This is a genomic window from Cellulomonas sp. P4_B5_2, from assembly GCF_056402235.1.
In genome coordinates, this window is record NZ_JBFUHU010000044.1 from 1 (window position 1) to 15212 (window position 15212).

Genomic DNA, 15212 nt, shown 5'->3' on the forward strand with positions numbered 1-15212 from the left:
CGGACCCCTCGCGCGCGAGGACCGGGAGCAGGCCCTCGGTGCGAGCGGCCGACTGGCCGGCGCCCGCACCCAGCACCGCCGAGCCCGCGACCAGCGCCAGTGCGAGCACGGGGCCGAGCACCTGGAGCCGCCGTCCGGCCCGGCCGACCACGAGGGCGCCGACCACGAGGGTGAGGCCGACGGCGGCACCCGTCCGGGCCGCGTCCGGAGAGATCCGGACGMCCAGCAGCGCGGCGATCCAGGCGGCGACGGCGGCGGGGACGAGCCGGATGTCGACCGTGAGCGGCGGGTCGCTGTCCTCGTCCGGCTCGGGCGTGGTCACACCCGCACCAGCTCACGCAGCCGTTCGAGCAGGGTCGGGCCGATGCCGGCGACGTCGGCGAGCTCGTCGACCGAGGTGAACGGTCCCTTCTCGCGGTGCGCGACGATCCGCCCTGCCAGCACCGGGCCGATGCCGGGCAGCGCGTCGAGCGCGGCCTCGTCCGCACCGTTGAGGTCGAGCAGCTCGTCCGCGCCGGACGGAACCGCCGCCGTCGCGGGCTGCTCGCCGGGCCGCGGGACGGCGATCTGCTCGCCGTCCACGAGCAGCCGCGCCAGGTTGAGGGCGCTCAGCTGGGCGTCGGCGCCGGCACCACCGGCCGCGGCGATCGCGTCGACCACCCGCGAACCCTCTGCCAGCCGGACCACGCCGGGTGCGTTCACCGCCCCCACCACGTCGACCACCACCTCGGTGGGAACGTCCGTCGGACGGGCGCCCGTCGCGCTCGGTGCCGGGACAGGGAGCACGACCGCGGGACCCGGCGCGACGGACGCCGCACGGAGCGCCACACCGCCTGCCACCAGGAGAACGACGGCCCCTGCCGCGGCCGCGAGCCGCCACGAGACCGTCCACCGGAGGCGGCGACGAGGTGCCGGCGCGCGAGCGATCGGGTCCCCGTGCGCGGTGGCGTACCCGGCCGCCGCGACGTGCAGTGCAGCGGTCGTCCGCGGGGTCGGTTCCGACGTGGCCCGGTCGGGCGCCGGGTCCCGCGCGGCCGGACCRGGCACAGCGTCGTCCGGCACAGCCGGACCGGGCGTGGCGTCCGACGCCGCCGGGCGGGGCGCAGGAGCCGCCGCCGCCGCGGCGACGACGTCGTCTGTCCGTGCCGAGACGGGACGTGGGACCCACCCGGACGACCGGGGTGGTGCAGCCACGTCCGGGAGGGCGGGCCGACCGCTCGTGGCGGCCGGCGGCGGGCGTGGAGGTTCGGCCGACGAGCGAGGCGCGGTCAGTGCGGTCAGCCGACGCCGGGTGGTCCGGGAGAGGTCACGGTCACGGCGTCGCACCCGCCGAACCTAGGGTCGCCACCACGCTCGGGGGCGCGGCATCGACGGGCTGTGCCTGTCCGGTCGGCGGGTCCGGGCTGTGGGCGGTTCGAAGAGCGCGTCAGGCGTCGGCGACGACGATCGCCAGCAGACCGGGACCGGCGTGCGCGGCGAGCACCGCGCCGGACTCGCACACGACCGTCTCCACGATCCGCTCCCCGCCCGCCGCGGTGAGCTCGTCGGCCAGCGTCGCGGCGATCTCCGGCTGCCCCAGGTGCTGCACCGCGATCCTGGCGTGCGGACGTCGGGCGAGGTCGGCGACGGCGAGCGCGACCAGCCGGTCCCGTGCCGCCCGTCGCGTCCGCACCTTCTCCAGCACCTCGAGGGCACCGTCCTGCAGCGAGAGGATCGGGCGCAGGCCGAGCACGATGCCGAACGCCGTCGCCGGCATGCTCAACCGCCCACCCCTGCGCAGATGCTCGAGCGAGTCCACGAGGAACCAGACCCGCGTCGACGAGGCGACCGACCGCCCCCGGTCTGCGACGTCGGCGCCGGTCGGCAGCGACGGCTCGGCACGCCCCCTGGCCTGCCACCACGCGCGCGCGGCGCCGAGCGGACCGGACGGAGGGACTACGGCCGGCCGCGGAGGACCGATGGAGAACCGCGCCGCGTCGAGCACCGCGAAGCCCAGCGCCATGGCGACCACTGCCGAGTCGACCACGTGGACGGTCACGGGAGCGGCCTCCGCGGCGAGCTGCGCGGCCCGGACCGTCCCGGACAGCTCGCCAGAGAGGTGCATCGAGACGATCTCGCGCGCACCGGACGCCGCGGCCCGGTCGTAGGCCGCCGCGAACGCCGCGGGTGACGGCTGGGACGTCGACACCTTGGCGCCCCTGGTCAGCGCGGCGAGCAGCTCCCCCGGGGTCAGGTCGACGCCCTCGATGTGCCGCACGCCGTCCACCACGACGTCCAGCGGGACGACGCCGATGCCCCACCGCTCGGCCGCGCCCTCGGGCAGCGTCGCCGTGGAGTCGGTGACGATCGCGACCGACGGCTGCTCGGGCGGGCGGCGGCCGGGCATGCCGGTCAGGCCGGGACGACGTTGACGAGCTTCGGGGCCCGGATGATCACGGTGCGGATCCCCCGGCCGTCGAGGGCGCGCTGGACACCGACGTCCGCCAGGGCCAGCTCGCGCAGCTCGTCGTCGGACACGCCGGGGGCGACCTCGGCGCGACCGCGGACCTTGCCCTGCACCTGGAAGATGCACGTGACCGTGTCCTCCACCAGGTATGCCGGGTCCGCCACCGGGAACGGCTCGTAGGCGAGCGACCGGTCGTGGCCCAGCCGCGACCACAGCTCCTCGGCGACGTGGGGGGCCACGGGCGCGGTCATGAGGACGAGCGGCTCGATCGCCGCGCGCGGCGTCGTCGGCAACGTCGTCAGGTGGTTGTTGAGCACGATCAGGCGCGAGATCGCCGTGTTCACCCGCATGGCCGCCATGTCCGCGGTGACGTCCGCGATCGCGTGGTGCAGCACCCGCAGCGTCTGCTCGGAAGGCGCCTCGTCCGACACGACGGTGGCGCCGGTGCCCTCGTCGACGACGTTGCGCCACAGCCGCTGCAGGAACCGCTGCGAGCCGACGACCGCACGGGTCTCCCACGGACGGGAGAGGTCCAGCGGCCCCATCGACATCTCGTACACGCGCAGGGTGTCGGCGCCGTACTCGGCGTACATGTCGTCGGGCGTCACCATGTTCTTCAGCGACTTGCCCATCTTCCCGTACTCGCGGTCGACGGGCTGGCCCTGCCAGCTGAAGCCGGTCGCGGACGCGGCGTCCTCCACGACCTCCTCGGCCGGGACATACACGCCGCGCGCGTCGGTGTAGGCGTACGCCTGGATGTAGCCCTGGTTGAACAGCTTGTGGAACGGCTCGCCACTGGCCACGTGGCCCAGGTCGTGCAGGACCTTGTGCCAGAACCGCGCGTACAGCAGGTGCAGGACCGCGTGCTCCACGCCGCCGACGTACAGGTCGACGCCGCCGATGGAGTCGGGCTTCTGCTCCCCGTGGCCCGGGCCCATCCAGTACTGCTCCAGGGCGGGGTCCACCAGCAGCGCGTCGTTGGTCGGGTCCAGGTAGCGCAGGTAGTACCAGCACGAGCCGGCCCAGTTGGGCATGGTGTTGGTGTCCCGGCGGTACTGCTTCGGGCCGTCGCCGAGGTCGAGCGTGACGTTCACCCAGTCCTCGTTGCGGCCCAGCGGCGGCTCCGGGGTGGAGTGCGCGTCGTCCGGGTCGAACGTGCGCGGCGAGTAGTCGGGCACCTCCGGCAGGTTCACCGGCAGCGCCGACTGCGGGACGGCCAGCGGCAGGTCGTGCTCGTCGTAGACGATCGGGAACGGCTCGCCCCAGTAGCGCTGGCGGCTGAACAGCCAGTCGCGCAGGCGGTAGGTGATGGTGCCCTCGCCCACGCCCTTGGCGGTCAGCCAGTCGGTGATCGCGGCCTTGGCCTCGGCCACGCCGAGCCCGTCCAGGCTGATCTCGTCGTTCGAGGAGTTGATCGCGACGCCCTCGCCGGTGCGCGCGCCCGGCTCGGTGCCCTCGGGGGCGTCGATCGTGTAGACGACCGGCAGCTCCAGCGCCTCGGCGAACGCGAAGTCGCGCACGTCGCCACCCGGGACGGCCATGATCGCGCCGGTGCCGTAGCCCATGAGGACGTAGTCGGCGGTGAACACGGGCAGCAGCTCGCCGTTCACCGGGTTCGCCGCCAGGTGGCCGGTGAACACGCCGGTCTTGCGGCCGGCGTCGGCCTGGCGCTCGACGGCCGTCTTGGCGGCGGTCTCGGCCCGGTAGGACGCGACGGCGTCCACCGGCGTGCGGTGGCCGCCGGTCCACAGGTCCTTGGTGCCGTCGGGCCACGCCGCGGGCACCTCGTCCAGCAGGGGGTGCTCGGGTGCCACGACGACGAACGTGGCACCGAACAGGGTGTCGGGGCGCGTGGTGAACACCTCGACCTGGTCCCCACCCTGCACCGCGAACCGGACGCGGGCACCCGACGAGCGGCCGATCCAGTTGCGCTGCATCGCCTTGACCTTGTCAGGCCAGTCGATGTGCTCCAGGTCGTCGATCAGCCGGTCCGCGTAGGACGTGATGCGCATGTTCCACTGGCGCAGGCTGCGCTGGAACACGGGGAAGTTGCCCCGCTCGGAGCGGCCGTCGGAGGTGACCTCCTCGTTGGCCAGCACCGTGCCCAGCCCGGGGCACCAGTTCACCGGCGTCTCGGACACGTAGGCCAGCCGGTGGGTGTCCAGCACGCGCCGTCGCGCGACCTCGTCCAGGCCCGCCCACTCGTCTCCGCGCGCTCCGGAGTCGTACTCCGCGACCAGGTCCGCGATCGGCCGGGCCCGGCCGACGCCGCCGTCGGGACGCGGCGCGGTCTCGTCGTACCAGGAGTCGAAGATCTGCAGGAAGATCCACTGGGTCCAGCCCACGTAGGCCGGGTCGATCGTCGCGAACGAACGTCGGGGGTCGTGCGCCACGCCCAGGCGCCGCAGCTGCCGCTGCATGACCTCGATGTTCGCCTCCGTGGTCACGCGCGGGTGCTGGCCCGTCTGCACCGCGTACTGCTCGGCGGGCAGACCGAAGGCGTCGAACCCCAGCGCGTGCAGCACGTTGTCGCCCTGCATGCGACGGAACCGGCCGACGACGTCGGTGGCGATGTACCCGAGCGGGTGGCCGACGTGCAGCCCGGCGCCGGAGGGGTACGGGAACATGTCCATGACGAAGAACGCCGGCTGCGCGGGATCCGCGTGCCGGCCGTCACCGTCGGTGAGGTCACCCGTCGGGTTGGCGGCGAAGAACGTGCCGCGGTCCGCCCACGCGTCCTGCCAGCGCAGCTCGATCTCGCGCGCGAGATCGGCGGTGTAGCGGAAGGGAACGTCGTCGGTGGGGGTCGGGGTGGGGGCGTCCTGCGAGGTCACCCGCCGAGTTTACCGACCACCGGTGATCCCGCGGCACGCGGCCGGGTGCGCCCGGGTACACAGCCGTATGCTCCGGTCATGTCGGACAGCACGCCAGGCTCCCCCGCCGATCTCGCCGCCCTCCGTGCCGCAGCAGCCCAGGCGGCCGCCGAGGCGGCGGAGGCGAAGGCCCAGGCTGCCGCGGCAGCACTGGCGGCCGCCGAGGCCGCCGCCGCGCAGGTGAGCCCGGCACCGGCTGCCGTCGACCCGGTGAGCGCCCCGGCCGAGTCGGCCCCGACGACGCTCTCCGAGCACGCCGCACAGATCGCCGCCGGCTACACCTTCGCCGGCCCRATGCTCCCCCTCGGCGCGCTCGTCGAGGACGACGCGGCGCTCCCGCACGTCCCGGTCGGGATCCCCCTGGCGATGATGAACCGGCACGGCCTCGTGGCCGGCGCGACCGGTACGGGCAAGACCAAGACGCTCCAGGTGCTCACCGAGGGCCTGTCCGCGGCCGGCGTCCCTGTGTTCGTCGCGGACATCAAGGGTGACCTGTCCGGGCTCGCCGTCCCGGGCGCGTCGAGCGAGAAGCTCCTGGCCCGCACGTCGAGCCTCGGTCAGGACTGGGTGGCTACGGCGTCGCCCGTCGAGTTCCTGAGCCTGGGCGGGATCGGGACGGGCTCGCCCGTGCGGACCACGGTCACGGACTTCGGGCCGCTGCTGCTGTCCAAGGTCCTGGGCCTGAACGCGACGCAGGAGTCGAGCCTCGGCCTGATCATGCACTGGGCCGACACCCAGGGGCTCGCGCTCCTGGACCTCAAGGACCTGCAGGCCACCATCGCGTACCTGGTCAGCGACGAGGGCAAGCCGCTGCTCAAGGGGATCGGCGGGCTGTCCGCGGCGACCGCCGGGGTCATCCTGCGCGAGATCGTGTCGCTGCAGAGCCAGGGTGCCGACGCCTTCTTCGGGGAGCCGGCGTTCGACGTGTCCGAGCTGCTCAGGACCACCCCCGACGGTCGCGGAGTGGTCAGCGCGCTCGAGCTGCCCGCGGTGCAGGACCGGCCCGCCCTGTTCTCGACGTTCCTCATGTGGCTGCTGGCCGAGCTGTTCCAGGAGCTCCCCGAGGTGGGCGATCCCGACAAGCCCAAGCTCGTGTTCTTCTTCGACGAGGCGCACCTGCTGTTCACGGGTGCGTCGTCGGACTTCCTGACCCAGGTCACGCAGACGGTCCGGCTGATCCGGTCCAAGGGCGTCGGCGTCTTCTTCGTCACCCAGAGCCCGAAGGACGTCCCGGCGGACGTGCTGGGCCAGCTGGGCAACCGCGTGCAGCACGCCCTGCGCGCGTTCACCCCCGACGACGCGAAGGCGCTGCGCTCCGCCGCCCGCACGTTCCCGACCTCCCCCTACGACCTCGAGCAGCTGCTCCAGTCGTTGGGCACCGGCGAGGCCGTGGTCACGGTCCAGTCCGAGCGCGGGACTCCGACACCGGTGGCGTGGACCCGGTTGCGGGCGCCGCAGTCGTCGATGGAGCCGATGCCGGCGGCGAACCTCACCGCCGCCGTCGCCGCGTCACCGCTGTCCGGCCGGTACGCCGTGGCCGTGGACCGGGAGTCCGCGTACGAGCTGCTCGCCGTGCGCGCGCAGAAGGCGCAGGACGCCGCACGGCGCGAGCAGGAGGCCGAGGAGGCGCAGGACCGGGCCGACGAGGCCGCACGCGAGGCACGCCGTTCGGCGCCGCGTCGGTCGACCAGCCGGACGAGCCCGCTGGACAGCCTGCTGCGGTCAGCGGGCACTCAGCTCGGGCGTGAGATCACGCGCACGATCTTCGGCACCCGCCGGCGCTGAGAGCACCGGCGCGGGTCCGCGCCCGAACGCCAGCACGACGACCAGCCCCAGCGCGGTGAGCGCCGCGCCGACCCACGCCGGCGCCAGGTAGCCGAAGCCTCCGGCGATGACCAGCCCGCCGGCGAACGTGCCCGCGGCGTTGCCCAGGTTGAGGGCCGAGTGGCAGAGGGCTGCGCCGAGCGACGGTGCCGCCGGGGACACGTCCATGAGGCGCGTCTGCAGGGACAGCCCGAGCACCTGTGACGTCACGCCCAGCAGGACGAGGGCCAGGACGGCGGGCACCGGGGACGCCCCGACGAGCGCGATGACGACGAGGACGACGATCGTCGCGACCATGCCTCCGATCACCGTCCCCAGAACGGACCGGTCGGCCAGCCGCCCGCCGACCAGGGTCCCGATCGTCATGCCGATCCCGTACAGGGCCAGCACCAGCGGGACGAGGGCGACGTCCAGCCCCGTCACCTCCGTGAGCAGCGGCTTGACGTAGGAGTAGACCGCGAACATCCCCCCGAACCCGATCGCGCCGGCGCCGAACGCGATCCAGAGCCGGCTGTTGCGCAGGGCCGCCAGCTCGGTGCGGACCGTGGTGCCGGCCGGAGACGGCAGCGACGGGGTCCACGCGTGCAGCGCGGCGAGCGTGACCAGGCCGAGCACGCCGACCCCGACGAACGCCCAGCGCCAGCCGACGGCCTGCCCCAGGATCGCCGACAGCGGCACCCCGACCGCGCACGCGACCGTCAGCCCGGCCATCATCGCGGCCACGGCACGGCCCCGCTTCTCCGGCCCGACGACCGCCGTGCCCATGACGGCCCCGACCCCGAAGAACGCCCCGTGCGGCAGCCCGGCGAGGAACCGCGCGACGACGAGCCAGCCCTGCGACGGCGCGAACGCGGACAGGATGTTGCCGACCGTGAACGCGACCATGAGGAGCAGCAGGAGCCGACGCCGGTCGAGCCTGGCCCCCAGCGCCGCGAGCGTCGGGGCGCCGACGACCACGCCGAGCGCGTACGCGGTGATCGCGTGGCCGGCTGTCGGGATCGAGACCGCGAGGTCGTCGGCGATCTCGGGCAGCAGGCCCATCGTCGCGAACTCCGTGGTGCCGATGCCGAACCCGCCGAGGGCGAGGGCGAACAGCGCAGCGCGCGAGCGCGCAGGCGTGAGGGTGACCAACGACGAGCCTCCGGACGAATCGATTCGATCTCGGTGCGGAGTGCGTCGTCGTCAGCTCCGGTGGATGTCGCCCAGCGTACGGGCTGTCAGGCGGCGGGGACCAGCCAGATGGCGCGGGCGGCCACCTCGCCGAGGTCGACCGTGCGCTCGCCGGCCCGCACCGAGATGACGCCGGAGACGGTGCGACGCTCCACCACGGTCAGCGGCGCGTCCAGCACGAGCCCGACCGACTCCAGGTAGCGCAGAAGCTCCGGGTCGGCGTCGGAGATCCTGGCGACCGCCCATCCCCCGGGCTCGACGTCCCACAGCACGCTGGCCGCGGGGATGTCGAGCGACCCGTCGACGCCCGGGATCGGGTCGCCGTGCGGGTCCCGGCGCGGGTGCCCGAGCTGCGCGGCGATGCGCTCGACGAACAGGTCCGAGACCGCGTGCTCGAGCACCTCGGCCTCGTCGTGCACCTCGTCCCAGCCGTAACCGAGCACCTCCACGAGGAACGTCTCGATCAGGCGGTGCCGGCGCACGACCGCGAGCGCGTGCCGCTCGCCGTCCGCCGTGAGCTCGACCGCACCGTACGGCTGGTGCGTGACCAGCCCGCTGTCGGCCAGCCGCCGGACGGTCTCCGACACCGTGGACGCCCCGACGCCGAGGCGCGTGGCCAGCATCTTCGTGGTCACCGGCTGCGTCGACCACTCGCGCGCCGACCACACGACCTTGAGGTAGTCCTGCGTGACGGCGCTCAGCTCGGGGGTCGTCGGCGTGCTCACGCCGTCCAGCCTAGGGCGCCTGCGCTCACCAGCCGTCGACGGACCAGTGCCAGGGCTCGCCCGGCAGGTTCTCGAGCCCGTAGTCGGCGGCGTGCTCGGACAGCCACGCGAACGCGGCCGAGCCGGACCGGAGCACCGAGCCCCCGGTCGTGAAGTCGAGCGCGAGGCCGCGCTCGTGCCGGGACGTCCCCGGCGGTGCGGTCTGCGGCCGGCAGGTGACGATCGTCGGGTCCGCCTCGGTCGGGCTGCAGTTCGCGGCGCGCAGCGCGATCTGCTGGCTCGCGCTGCGCCAGCCCCAGGCGCGCAGCTCGATACCGTCGGCCTGCGCCGCGGTCATCAGCGCGTCGAGCGCGCCGGCGAGGCAGGGGTGGACGCGGACACCGAGACTCGTGACGACGGTGTCGGCCTCGGGGACGGGCTTGGTGACGTCGTCGCAGTCGGTGGCCACCTCGGTCGCGACCATGAGCTCGGCCGGGACGTCGATGCGCCACAGCTCCTGTCCGGTCGACGCACGCAGGAGCAGCGCACCCTCCTCGAGCTCGAGCGTCGCCCCTGGGCTGGCCTCCGTGAGGCTGGTCCACAGCACCGCACCGTCCGCCCCGGTCACCGCCACCGTGCCGTCGTCCCGGACGGCGAGAGCGGCTGCTCCGGGCACCGGCGCGGACCACACGGCCGAGCCGTCGTAGCTCAGGGCGAGCCCGTCCGCCGCGAGCTGCAGTCTCAGGTGGCCGTCCGGCGAGCTCAGCTGCGCACCCGCCTCCAGAGGAGTCCCCGCCACCAGCGACGGAGGACCGAGCACGGTGCCCGTGCTCCACACCGGCGCGCCCGCGACGTCGTAGAGCACGAGGTCTCCGTCGTCCTGGAGCACGAGGGTCGACCCCGGGTTACCCGCGGTCCGGCTGCGCCAGGTCCGGTTGCCGTCCGGGTCGGCGACGACCACGTTGCCGTCCTCGCGCACGGTCAGGGTCGACCCCGGAGTGCCGGCCCCCGTGGACCAGCGGGTCGTCGCGTCCGGGCCGAGGAGGGCAACCGTCCCGTCGTCGAGGACGAGGAGGGTGTGCCGCCCGTCCGGTGAGGAGAGGGCGTCCCCGGGCGCCAGCACGCCGCCCGAGGGGAGGATCGACGGCCGCACGGCCGTGCCGGACTCCCAGACCTGCGCGCCCTGCGGGTCGAGCACCACCAGGTCGCCGTCGTCCTGCAGCACCAACGTCGAGCCCGCGCTCGCGGGCGCGTCCGGTTGCCAGCTGACCGAGCCGTCCGGCCTGGTCAGCGCGATGGCGCCGTCCTCACCGACCCTCAGCAGCGATCCCGGGCTCGGGGGGCCGGACACCCAGCGGGGGTCCGGCTCGGCACCGAAGAGGGCAAGAACCCCGTCGGGCTGGACCACCAGGGTCTGCGACCCGTCGGCCGACACCAGGCCCTCGCCGGGAGCGAGCACCTCGCCCGGGCGCAGCTCGGCCTCGCCGGGGGCAGCCGACGCGCCGGGTGCCAGCACGACGATGCCCACGAGCACGCAGACGCCGGCCAGGGCGGCACGGAGGGCGGGGTGCGACCGCGCACCCCGCTCCCGGCCGATCGTCGTCGAGGCCCGGACCATGCACCCTCCCGCGCGCGTCCGAGGCTCCGCTCGCGCGCAACTCCACCCTAGGCCCGCGTGACGCGGATCACACGGGTGAAGGCGTCGCGCGGTTGCCCGGCTCCGTGGGCACCGCCGGCGTCACGGGCCACCGCAGGCGCGAGGTGACCGAGACCGTCGTGTCGGGCCGCACCTGCACCAGCTGGTAGTCGAGGAACCGGCGCGTCTCGGGGTCCCAGCGCAGCACGGTCAGCTCCGCGACGCCGTGCAGCGGGCCGACCGTCGCCTGACCCAGGGTGGCGCCCGCCGTGCTCGAGCTGATGTAGCGCACCCCCCGACCGACCCGCTCCGGGCCGTAGCGACGATGCAGGTGGCCGGAGATCTGCGCCGGGACGCAGCCGTTCTCCAGAGCGGCCTGGCCGACGGCCGGCGTGTGGATGAGCAGCAGGTCGACGCCGTCGGAGTCGTCGCAGGCGACGTCCGCGAGCCGGTCGGCCACGTCCGACGACGACTCCGTCCCCGCCTGGGCGGTCCCGCCGGCCCCGACGCGCGTCTCGTTCGCGTCTCCGTCGCCGAGGATGCGCAGGCCGTCCACCTCGACGACCTCGCCGTCCAGCACCGTGGCGCCGGCGCGCGCGTAGGTCCTCGAGGTCTCCAACGAGTCGTGGTTGCCAGGCGACGTCACCAGCTCCACGCCCGCCGGCACCGCGCGGGCGAACGTGGTGACGCAGTACTGCTCGACCGAGGTCCCGTTGATCGTGGTGTCCCCGGCGTCGAGGACGAGCTCCGCCCCCGAGCGCTCGACGAGCGTGCGGATCAGCGGTGCCATGCCGACGTTGCAGTGCAGGTCGGAGACCACCACGACGGTCAGCAGGCTCGCCTCGTCGGGTCCGGTCCGGCTCGTGCTCGGTGTCGGGTCGTCGCGCTCCGGCACGTCCTGCCGGTCGTCCCAGGCGGCCTCGAGCGAGGCGTTGGCCTCTGCGTAGAACTTCTCGTTCTTGCGCAGCTCCGCCACCACCTGCCCGCCGTACGTGTCGATGACGCCACCGAGCCGTCCGGTCACCCGTGCCCCCTCGAGCGGCGTGCCGTCGAAGACGGCGGACGCCGGCTGCGACACGGACGGCCGGTCCCTGCGCCCGAGGCTGGACGTGAGGGCCGTGGCGACGAGCGCGATCACCGCCACCCCGACCACGGCGGACCGCAGGTGCGGGCGGACGTGATCGTGCAGCTCCGCGCGCCGCGCCCCACCGAGGAGGAACCGCGCCAGGAACCAGCCACCCACGAGGACCGCGAGCGCCAGACCGGTCCGTTCGAGCGCCTGCACGGCCAGCGCACGGGCGACGTCCTGCACCGTCGCCTGCGGGCCGGAGAAGAACTGCAGGTAGCTCTGCAGGTCTCCGCTCAGCGCCTGCAGGGTCCGGGCCTGGTCGAGCTCGGTGACCGACGCCGGGATCTCCTGCACGACGACGCGTACCCCGAGCGTCAACGGCAGCGGCGAGTCGATCTGGAGCGTACCGAGGGGGCCGAGGTCGACCGTCACCGTGTCGTCCGTGGTGACGTCGTAGCGCGCCTCGTGCGGACCGAGGCTGCTCTCGACCGACGCGGTGGAGATCCCGAACGTCAGCGCGACCAGCACGGCTCCGAGGACCAGGAGGGCGCGCGGCCACCATCGTCGCTCGACGCCCCGGTCCGGGCTGCTCGGGTGGCTCATCGCCCCCGAGCCTAGGGCGCGCGGCCCGACTCAGCCCTGCGCGTCGCGCCAGGCGACCCACTCGGCGGCGAGCGAGAGGTCGTAGTCCGGCCCGCTGGTGCCCACCGTGAAGAGCGTTGCACCGGCCGCGACGAGGGCGTCGGCGACCGCGCTCGGCGACGACCCCACACCGACCGAGCGCTCGACCAGCGCGGCCGTGTCGCGGCCGACCTCGGCGCCGTGCTCGTCGAGGATCGCGCTCTTGCGGCTCAGCGTGTGCACGTCCCCGAAGGAGTGCCACACGTCGGCGTGCTCGGCGACGACCCGCAGGGTCTTGCGCTCGCCGCCGCCGCCGATCATCACCGGGATCTCGCGCGTCGGCGTCGGGTTGGACGCCGCCCAGCGGGCCTTGATCCGCGGCATCGCCTGCGCCAGGTCCGCGATCCGCGAGCCCGCGGTGCCGAACTCGTAGCCGAACTGGTCGTAGTCCTTCTCGAACCACCCTGCGCCGATGCCGAGGATCAGCCGGCCTCCGCTGATGTGGTCGACCGTGCGGGCCATGTCCGCCAGCAGCTCGGGGTTGCGGTACGAGTTGCACGTGACCAGCGCGCCGATCTGCACGCGGCTGGTCTGCTCCGCCCACGCGCCGAGCATCGTCCAGCACTCGAAGTGCTTGCCGTCCGGGTCACCCGACAGCGGGAAGAAGTGGTCCCAGTTGAAGATGATGTCGACGCCGAGGTCCTCCGCGCGGCTCACCGCGTCGCGGAGCTGGGCGTAGTCGGCGTGCTGGGGCTGGAGCTGGACTCCGATGCGGATGGGGTGCGTCATGGTGTCGAGCCTACGGACGACACGAGGATCGGACCGTCCGAGCAGCGGACAGCGGCTGACCGCTACTGCGAGGACGCTGGTCGCATGACCTCTCGAAAGGAGTCGCACCGATGGACATGAAGCTGGAGCTCGTCTCGGTCCCCGTGACGGACATCGACCGTGCCAAGGCGTTCTACGTCGACCAGGTCGGGTTCGTGGCCGACCACGACATCCCGGTCGACGAGAACCTGCGGTTCGTGCAGCTCACTCCCCCGGGCTCGGCCTGCTCGATCGTCCTGGACGTGAACATGACGACGATGCCGGCGGGCTCGCAGCAGGGGCTCCAGGTGGTGGTCGTCGACGCCGACGCCGCCTACGAGTACCTGGTGGGCCGGGGGGTCGCCGCCGAGCCGGTGGTCGACTTCCCGTGGGGGCGGTTCACGTTCTTCGCCGACCCCGACGGCAACCGGTGGGCCGTGCAGCAGATCATGCGGGGGTAGGTGCCGTCGCGGTGATCAGCAGCTCCGCCGCCGCACGGATCTGCTCGATCTGCTCCGGCGTGAGGCCCAGGCCCTCGACCATCGCGGCCGGGATCCCGACGGCCGAGGCCCGCATCGCGCGGCCGTCGTCCGTCACGACGATCTCCAGCGCGCGCTCGTCGTCGGTGGCCCGCTCGCGCCGGACGAGTCCCATCGCCTCGAGCCGCTTGACCAGCGGCGAGGCGGTGGCGGGCTCGAGATGGAGCACGGCGGCGAGGTCCTTGAGCGAGAGGCGGCCGTACTGCCACAGGGCGAGCATCGTGAGGTACTGCGGGTGCGTCAGCCCGAGCGGCTCGAGCAGGGGTCGGTAGAACGCGACGAGGCTGCGGGCCGCGGCGGACATGGTCAGGCAGACCTGGGCCTCGACGGCGAGTGGATCGTCCATGCCGCCAGCCTAGATCGTGCGCATATAGTTAGGGCACGAACTACCGAGGAGACCTCGTGTCGAAGAAGCAGCGGCGTGACATGACCGAGTGGTGGCTGACCTACCTGGGTCCCGCACAGGTGGGCAACATCCGCGGCCCGCGCAAGGAGCTGACCGAGGACGAGGTCGCCCGCGACGCCGAGCTGCAGGCGGGGTTCGAGCGCGTCGTCGACGCCACCGGCCGCACGTTCCTGGTGGAGCGTCCCGCTACTGGTAGCTGACCAGGTCCGGCACCGGCTGGACCTGGTACGTCTGCGTCGGGTCCAGCATCGGCTTGTCCTCGTCGAAGAAGTTCTTCCACCCCCAGTGCACCGGCGGCGCGTCGGTCCGCAGCGCGTTCCAGGTGCCCGCCTTCGCCGGCTGCGAGCCCTGCCCGTCGACGTGGATGACCAGCGCCAGCTCGTCGCGTGACGTGTCCAGCCGCGCCCGGTCGGTGATCATCCGGCCCGCGAACTGGTGCAGGACGAGCATCTTCTGCGGCAGCGCGCGCTGGGCGGTGAAGTCCGCGAGCCAGGCCACGACCCCGTTCACCTCGTCGATGCCGACGGAGCCGATCTGGCGCAGGTGCACCTGGTCCAGGGCGAGGCGCCACTCGGGGTCGAGCGCGAGCCCGACGTAGGGCAGGGCGAGCAGGTCGGCGTACTGCTGGGCCTGCGTGAGGAAGTCGGTCCGCCCGGGCTGCAGGTCCAGGACGACCGCCATGCCCGCCGCTCCCGCGGCCTCCACCAGGGGACGCAGCTCCTCGACGGACCGCTCCTGCGAGTAGTTGCCGTCGTCCCCGGGTCCGGCCGAGGCGATGGTCGCGATGATCTCGACCATCGGCACCACCGCGTCGGTGGTGAGCGTGCGGTAGGGCGCCGCGGTGCCGTCGGCGCGGGCGAGCGTCGCGGGCACGTCCTGCTCCCCCAGCACGCCGAGCGCCGCGGATCCGGGCGTGCCGTACAGGGCGACGTACTTCTTGCCCGGCACGCCCGGGACCTGCGGGAACACGAGCTGCCCCCCGCCGCCCAGCAGCGCGCCCGTCCGTGCGGCGGCCACCCGCTTTGCCAGCAGGTCGGCCGGGCCGAACGCGGCGCCGACCGCGATCGCGTGGTCCGGCGCGGCGGCGGCGATCGCCTGCACGCCCGGGGTCGTGGCG

General features: G+C 73.8%; 13 protein-coding genes and 1 pseudogene. 3 read left to right on the forward strand and 11 right to left on the reverse strand.

From position 1 onward, the window contains the following. From AC1DUQ_RS04800 to leuS, 4 genes are all read right to left on the reverse strand, one after another. A partial coding sequence (locus tag AC1DUQ_RS04800) for a hypothetical protein (RefSeq protein ID WP_477073465.1) occupies nt 1-322 on the reverse strand: 322 nt, incomplete at its 3' end. Beyond that, complete coding sequence (locus AC1DUQ_RS04805) at nt 319-1062, reverse strand: ComEA family DNA-binding protein (RefSeq protein ID WP_477062403.1); 744 nt, start codon at nt 1060-1062, stop codon at nt 319-321. The genes AC1DUQ_RS04805 and AC1DUQ_RS04800, both read right to left, overlap by 4 nt. 364 nt (nt 1063-1426) lie before the next feature. Beyond that, entirely contained in the window at nt 1427-2386 is a 960-nt protein-coding gene (locus AC1DUQ_RS04810) for a DegV family protein (protein ID WP_477062402.1), read from the reverse strand. Between the two features lie 5 nt (nt 2387-2391). Continuing rightward, nucleotides 2392-5280 carry a leucine--tRNA ligase gene (gene leuS / locus AC1DUQ_RS04815; protein WP_477062401.1) on the reverse strand — a complete coding sequence of 963 codons (2889 nt, stop codon included), beginning with the start codon at nt 5278-5280 and terminating at the stop codon, nt 2392-2394. Nucleotides 5281-5358: 78 nt separating this feature from the next. Between leuS and AC1DUQ_RS04820 the strand changes: the two genes are divergently transcribed. Next, nucleotides 5359-7104: a helicase HerA-like domain-containing protein gene (locus tag AC1DUQ_RS04820; RefSeq protein WP_477062400.1), complete on the forward strand. Its 1746-nt coding sequence runs from the start codon at nt 5359-5361 to the stop codon at nt 7102-7104. On the opposite strand, the gene AC1DUQ_RS04825 is transcribed toward AC1DUQ_RS04820, so the two are convergent. From AC1DUQ_RS04825 to AC1DUQ_RS04845, 5 genes are all read right to left on the reverse strand, one after another. Beyond that, nucleotides 7042-8274: an MFS transporter gene (locus AC1DUQ_RS04825; protein ID WP_477062399.1), complete on the reverse strand. Its 1233-nt coding sequence runs from the start codon at nt 8272-8274 to the stop codon at nt 7042-7044. The two genes, AC1DUQ_RS04820 and AC1DUQ_RS04825, sit on opposite strands and share 63 nt — an antisense overlap. An 86-nt stretch (nt 8275-8360) precedes the next feature. Then, entirely contained in the window at nt 8361-9038 is a 678-nt protein-coding gene (locus tag AC1DUQ_RS04830) for a metal-dependent transcriptional regulator (RefSeq protein ID WP_477062398.1), read from the reverse strand. A 25-nt stretch (nt 9039-9063) separates the two neighbouring features. Beyond that, on the reverse strand, nt 9064-10635 hold the full coding sequence (locus tag AC1DUQ_RS04835; RefSeq protein ID WP_477062397.1) for a D-alanyl-D-alanine carboxypeptidase family protein: 1572 nt from the start codon (nt 10633-10635) through the stop codon (nt 9064-9066). 67 nt (nt 10636-10702) lie between these two features. Beyond that, nucleotides 10703-12325: a metallophosphoesterase family protein gene (locus tag AC1DUQ_RS04840; RefSeq protein WP_477062396.1), complete on the reverse strand. Its 1623-nt coding sequence runs from the start codon at nt 12323-12325 to the stop codon at nt 10703-10705. Between the two features lie 30 nt (nt 12326-12355). Next, nucleotides 12356-13132: an LLM class F420-dependent oxidoreductase gene (locus AC1DUQ_RS04845; RefSeq protein ID WP_477062395.1), complete on the reverse strand. Its 777-nt coding sequence runs from the start codon at nt 13130-13132 to the stop codon at nt 12356-12358. A gap of 110 nt (nt 13133-13242) precedes the next feature. Between AC1DUQ_RS04845 and AC1DUQ_RS04850 the strand changes: the two genes are divergently transcribed. After that, nucleotides 13243-13611 (forward strand): VOC family protein, encoded by a 369-nt coding sequence (locus AC1DUQ_RS04850; RefSeq protein WP_477062394.1) that lies wholly within the window; start codon nt 13243-13245, stop codon nt 13609-13611. On the opposite strand, the gene AC1DUQ_RS04855 is transcribed toward AC1DUQ_RS04850, so the two are convergent. Next, on the reverse strand, nt 13598-14035 hold the full coding sequence (locus AC1DUQ_RS04855; RefSeq protein WP_477062393.1) for a MarR family winged helix-turn-helix transcriptional regulator: 438 nt from the start codon (nt 14033-14035) through the stop codon (nt 13598-13600). The genes AC1DUQ_RS04850 and AC1DUQ_RS04855 overlap by 14 nt on opposite strands. A 56-nt stretch (nt 14036-14091) precedes the next feature. Between AC1DUQ_RS04855 and AC1DUQ_RS04860 the strand changes: the two genes are divergently transcribed. Beyond that, nucleotides 14092-14295 (forward strand): hypothetical protein, encoded by a 204-nt coding sequence (locus AC1DUQ_RS04860; RefSeq protein WP_477062392.1) that lies wholly within the window; start codon nt 14092-14094, stop codon nt 14293-14295. On the opposite strand, the pseudogene AC1DUQ_RS04865 reads toward AC1DUQ_RS04860, so the two are convergent. Next, nucleotides 14282-15212: pseudogene (locus AC1DUQ_RS04865) on the reverse strand (hypothetical protein); the annotation flags it as partial. The gene AC1DUQ_RS04860 and the pseudogene AC1DUQ_RS04865 sit on opposite strands and share 14 nt — an antisense overlap.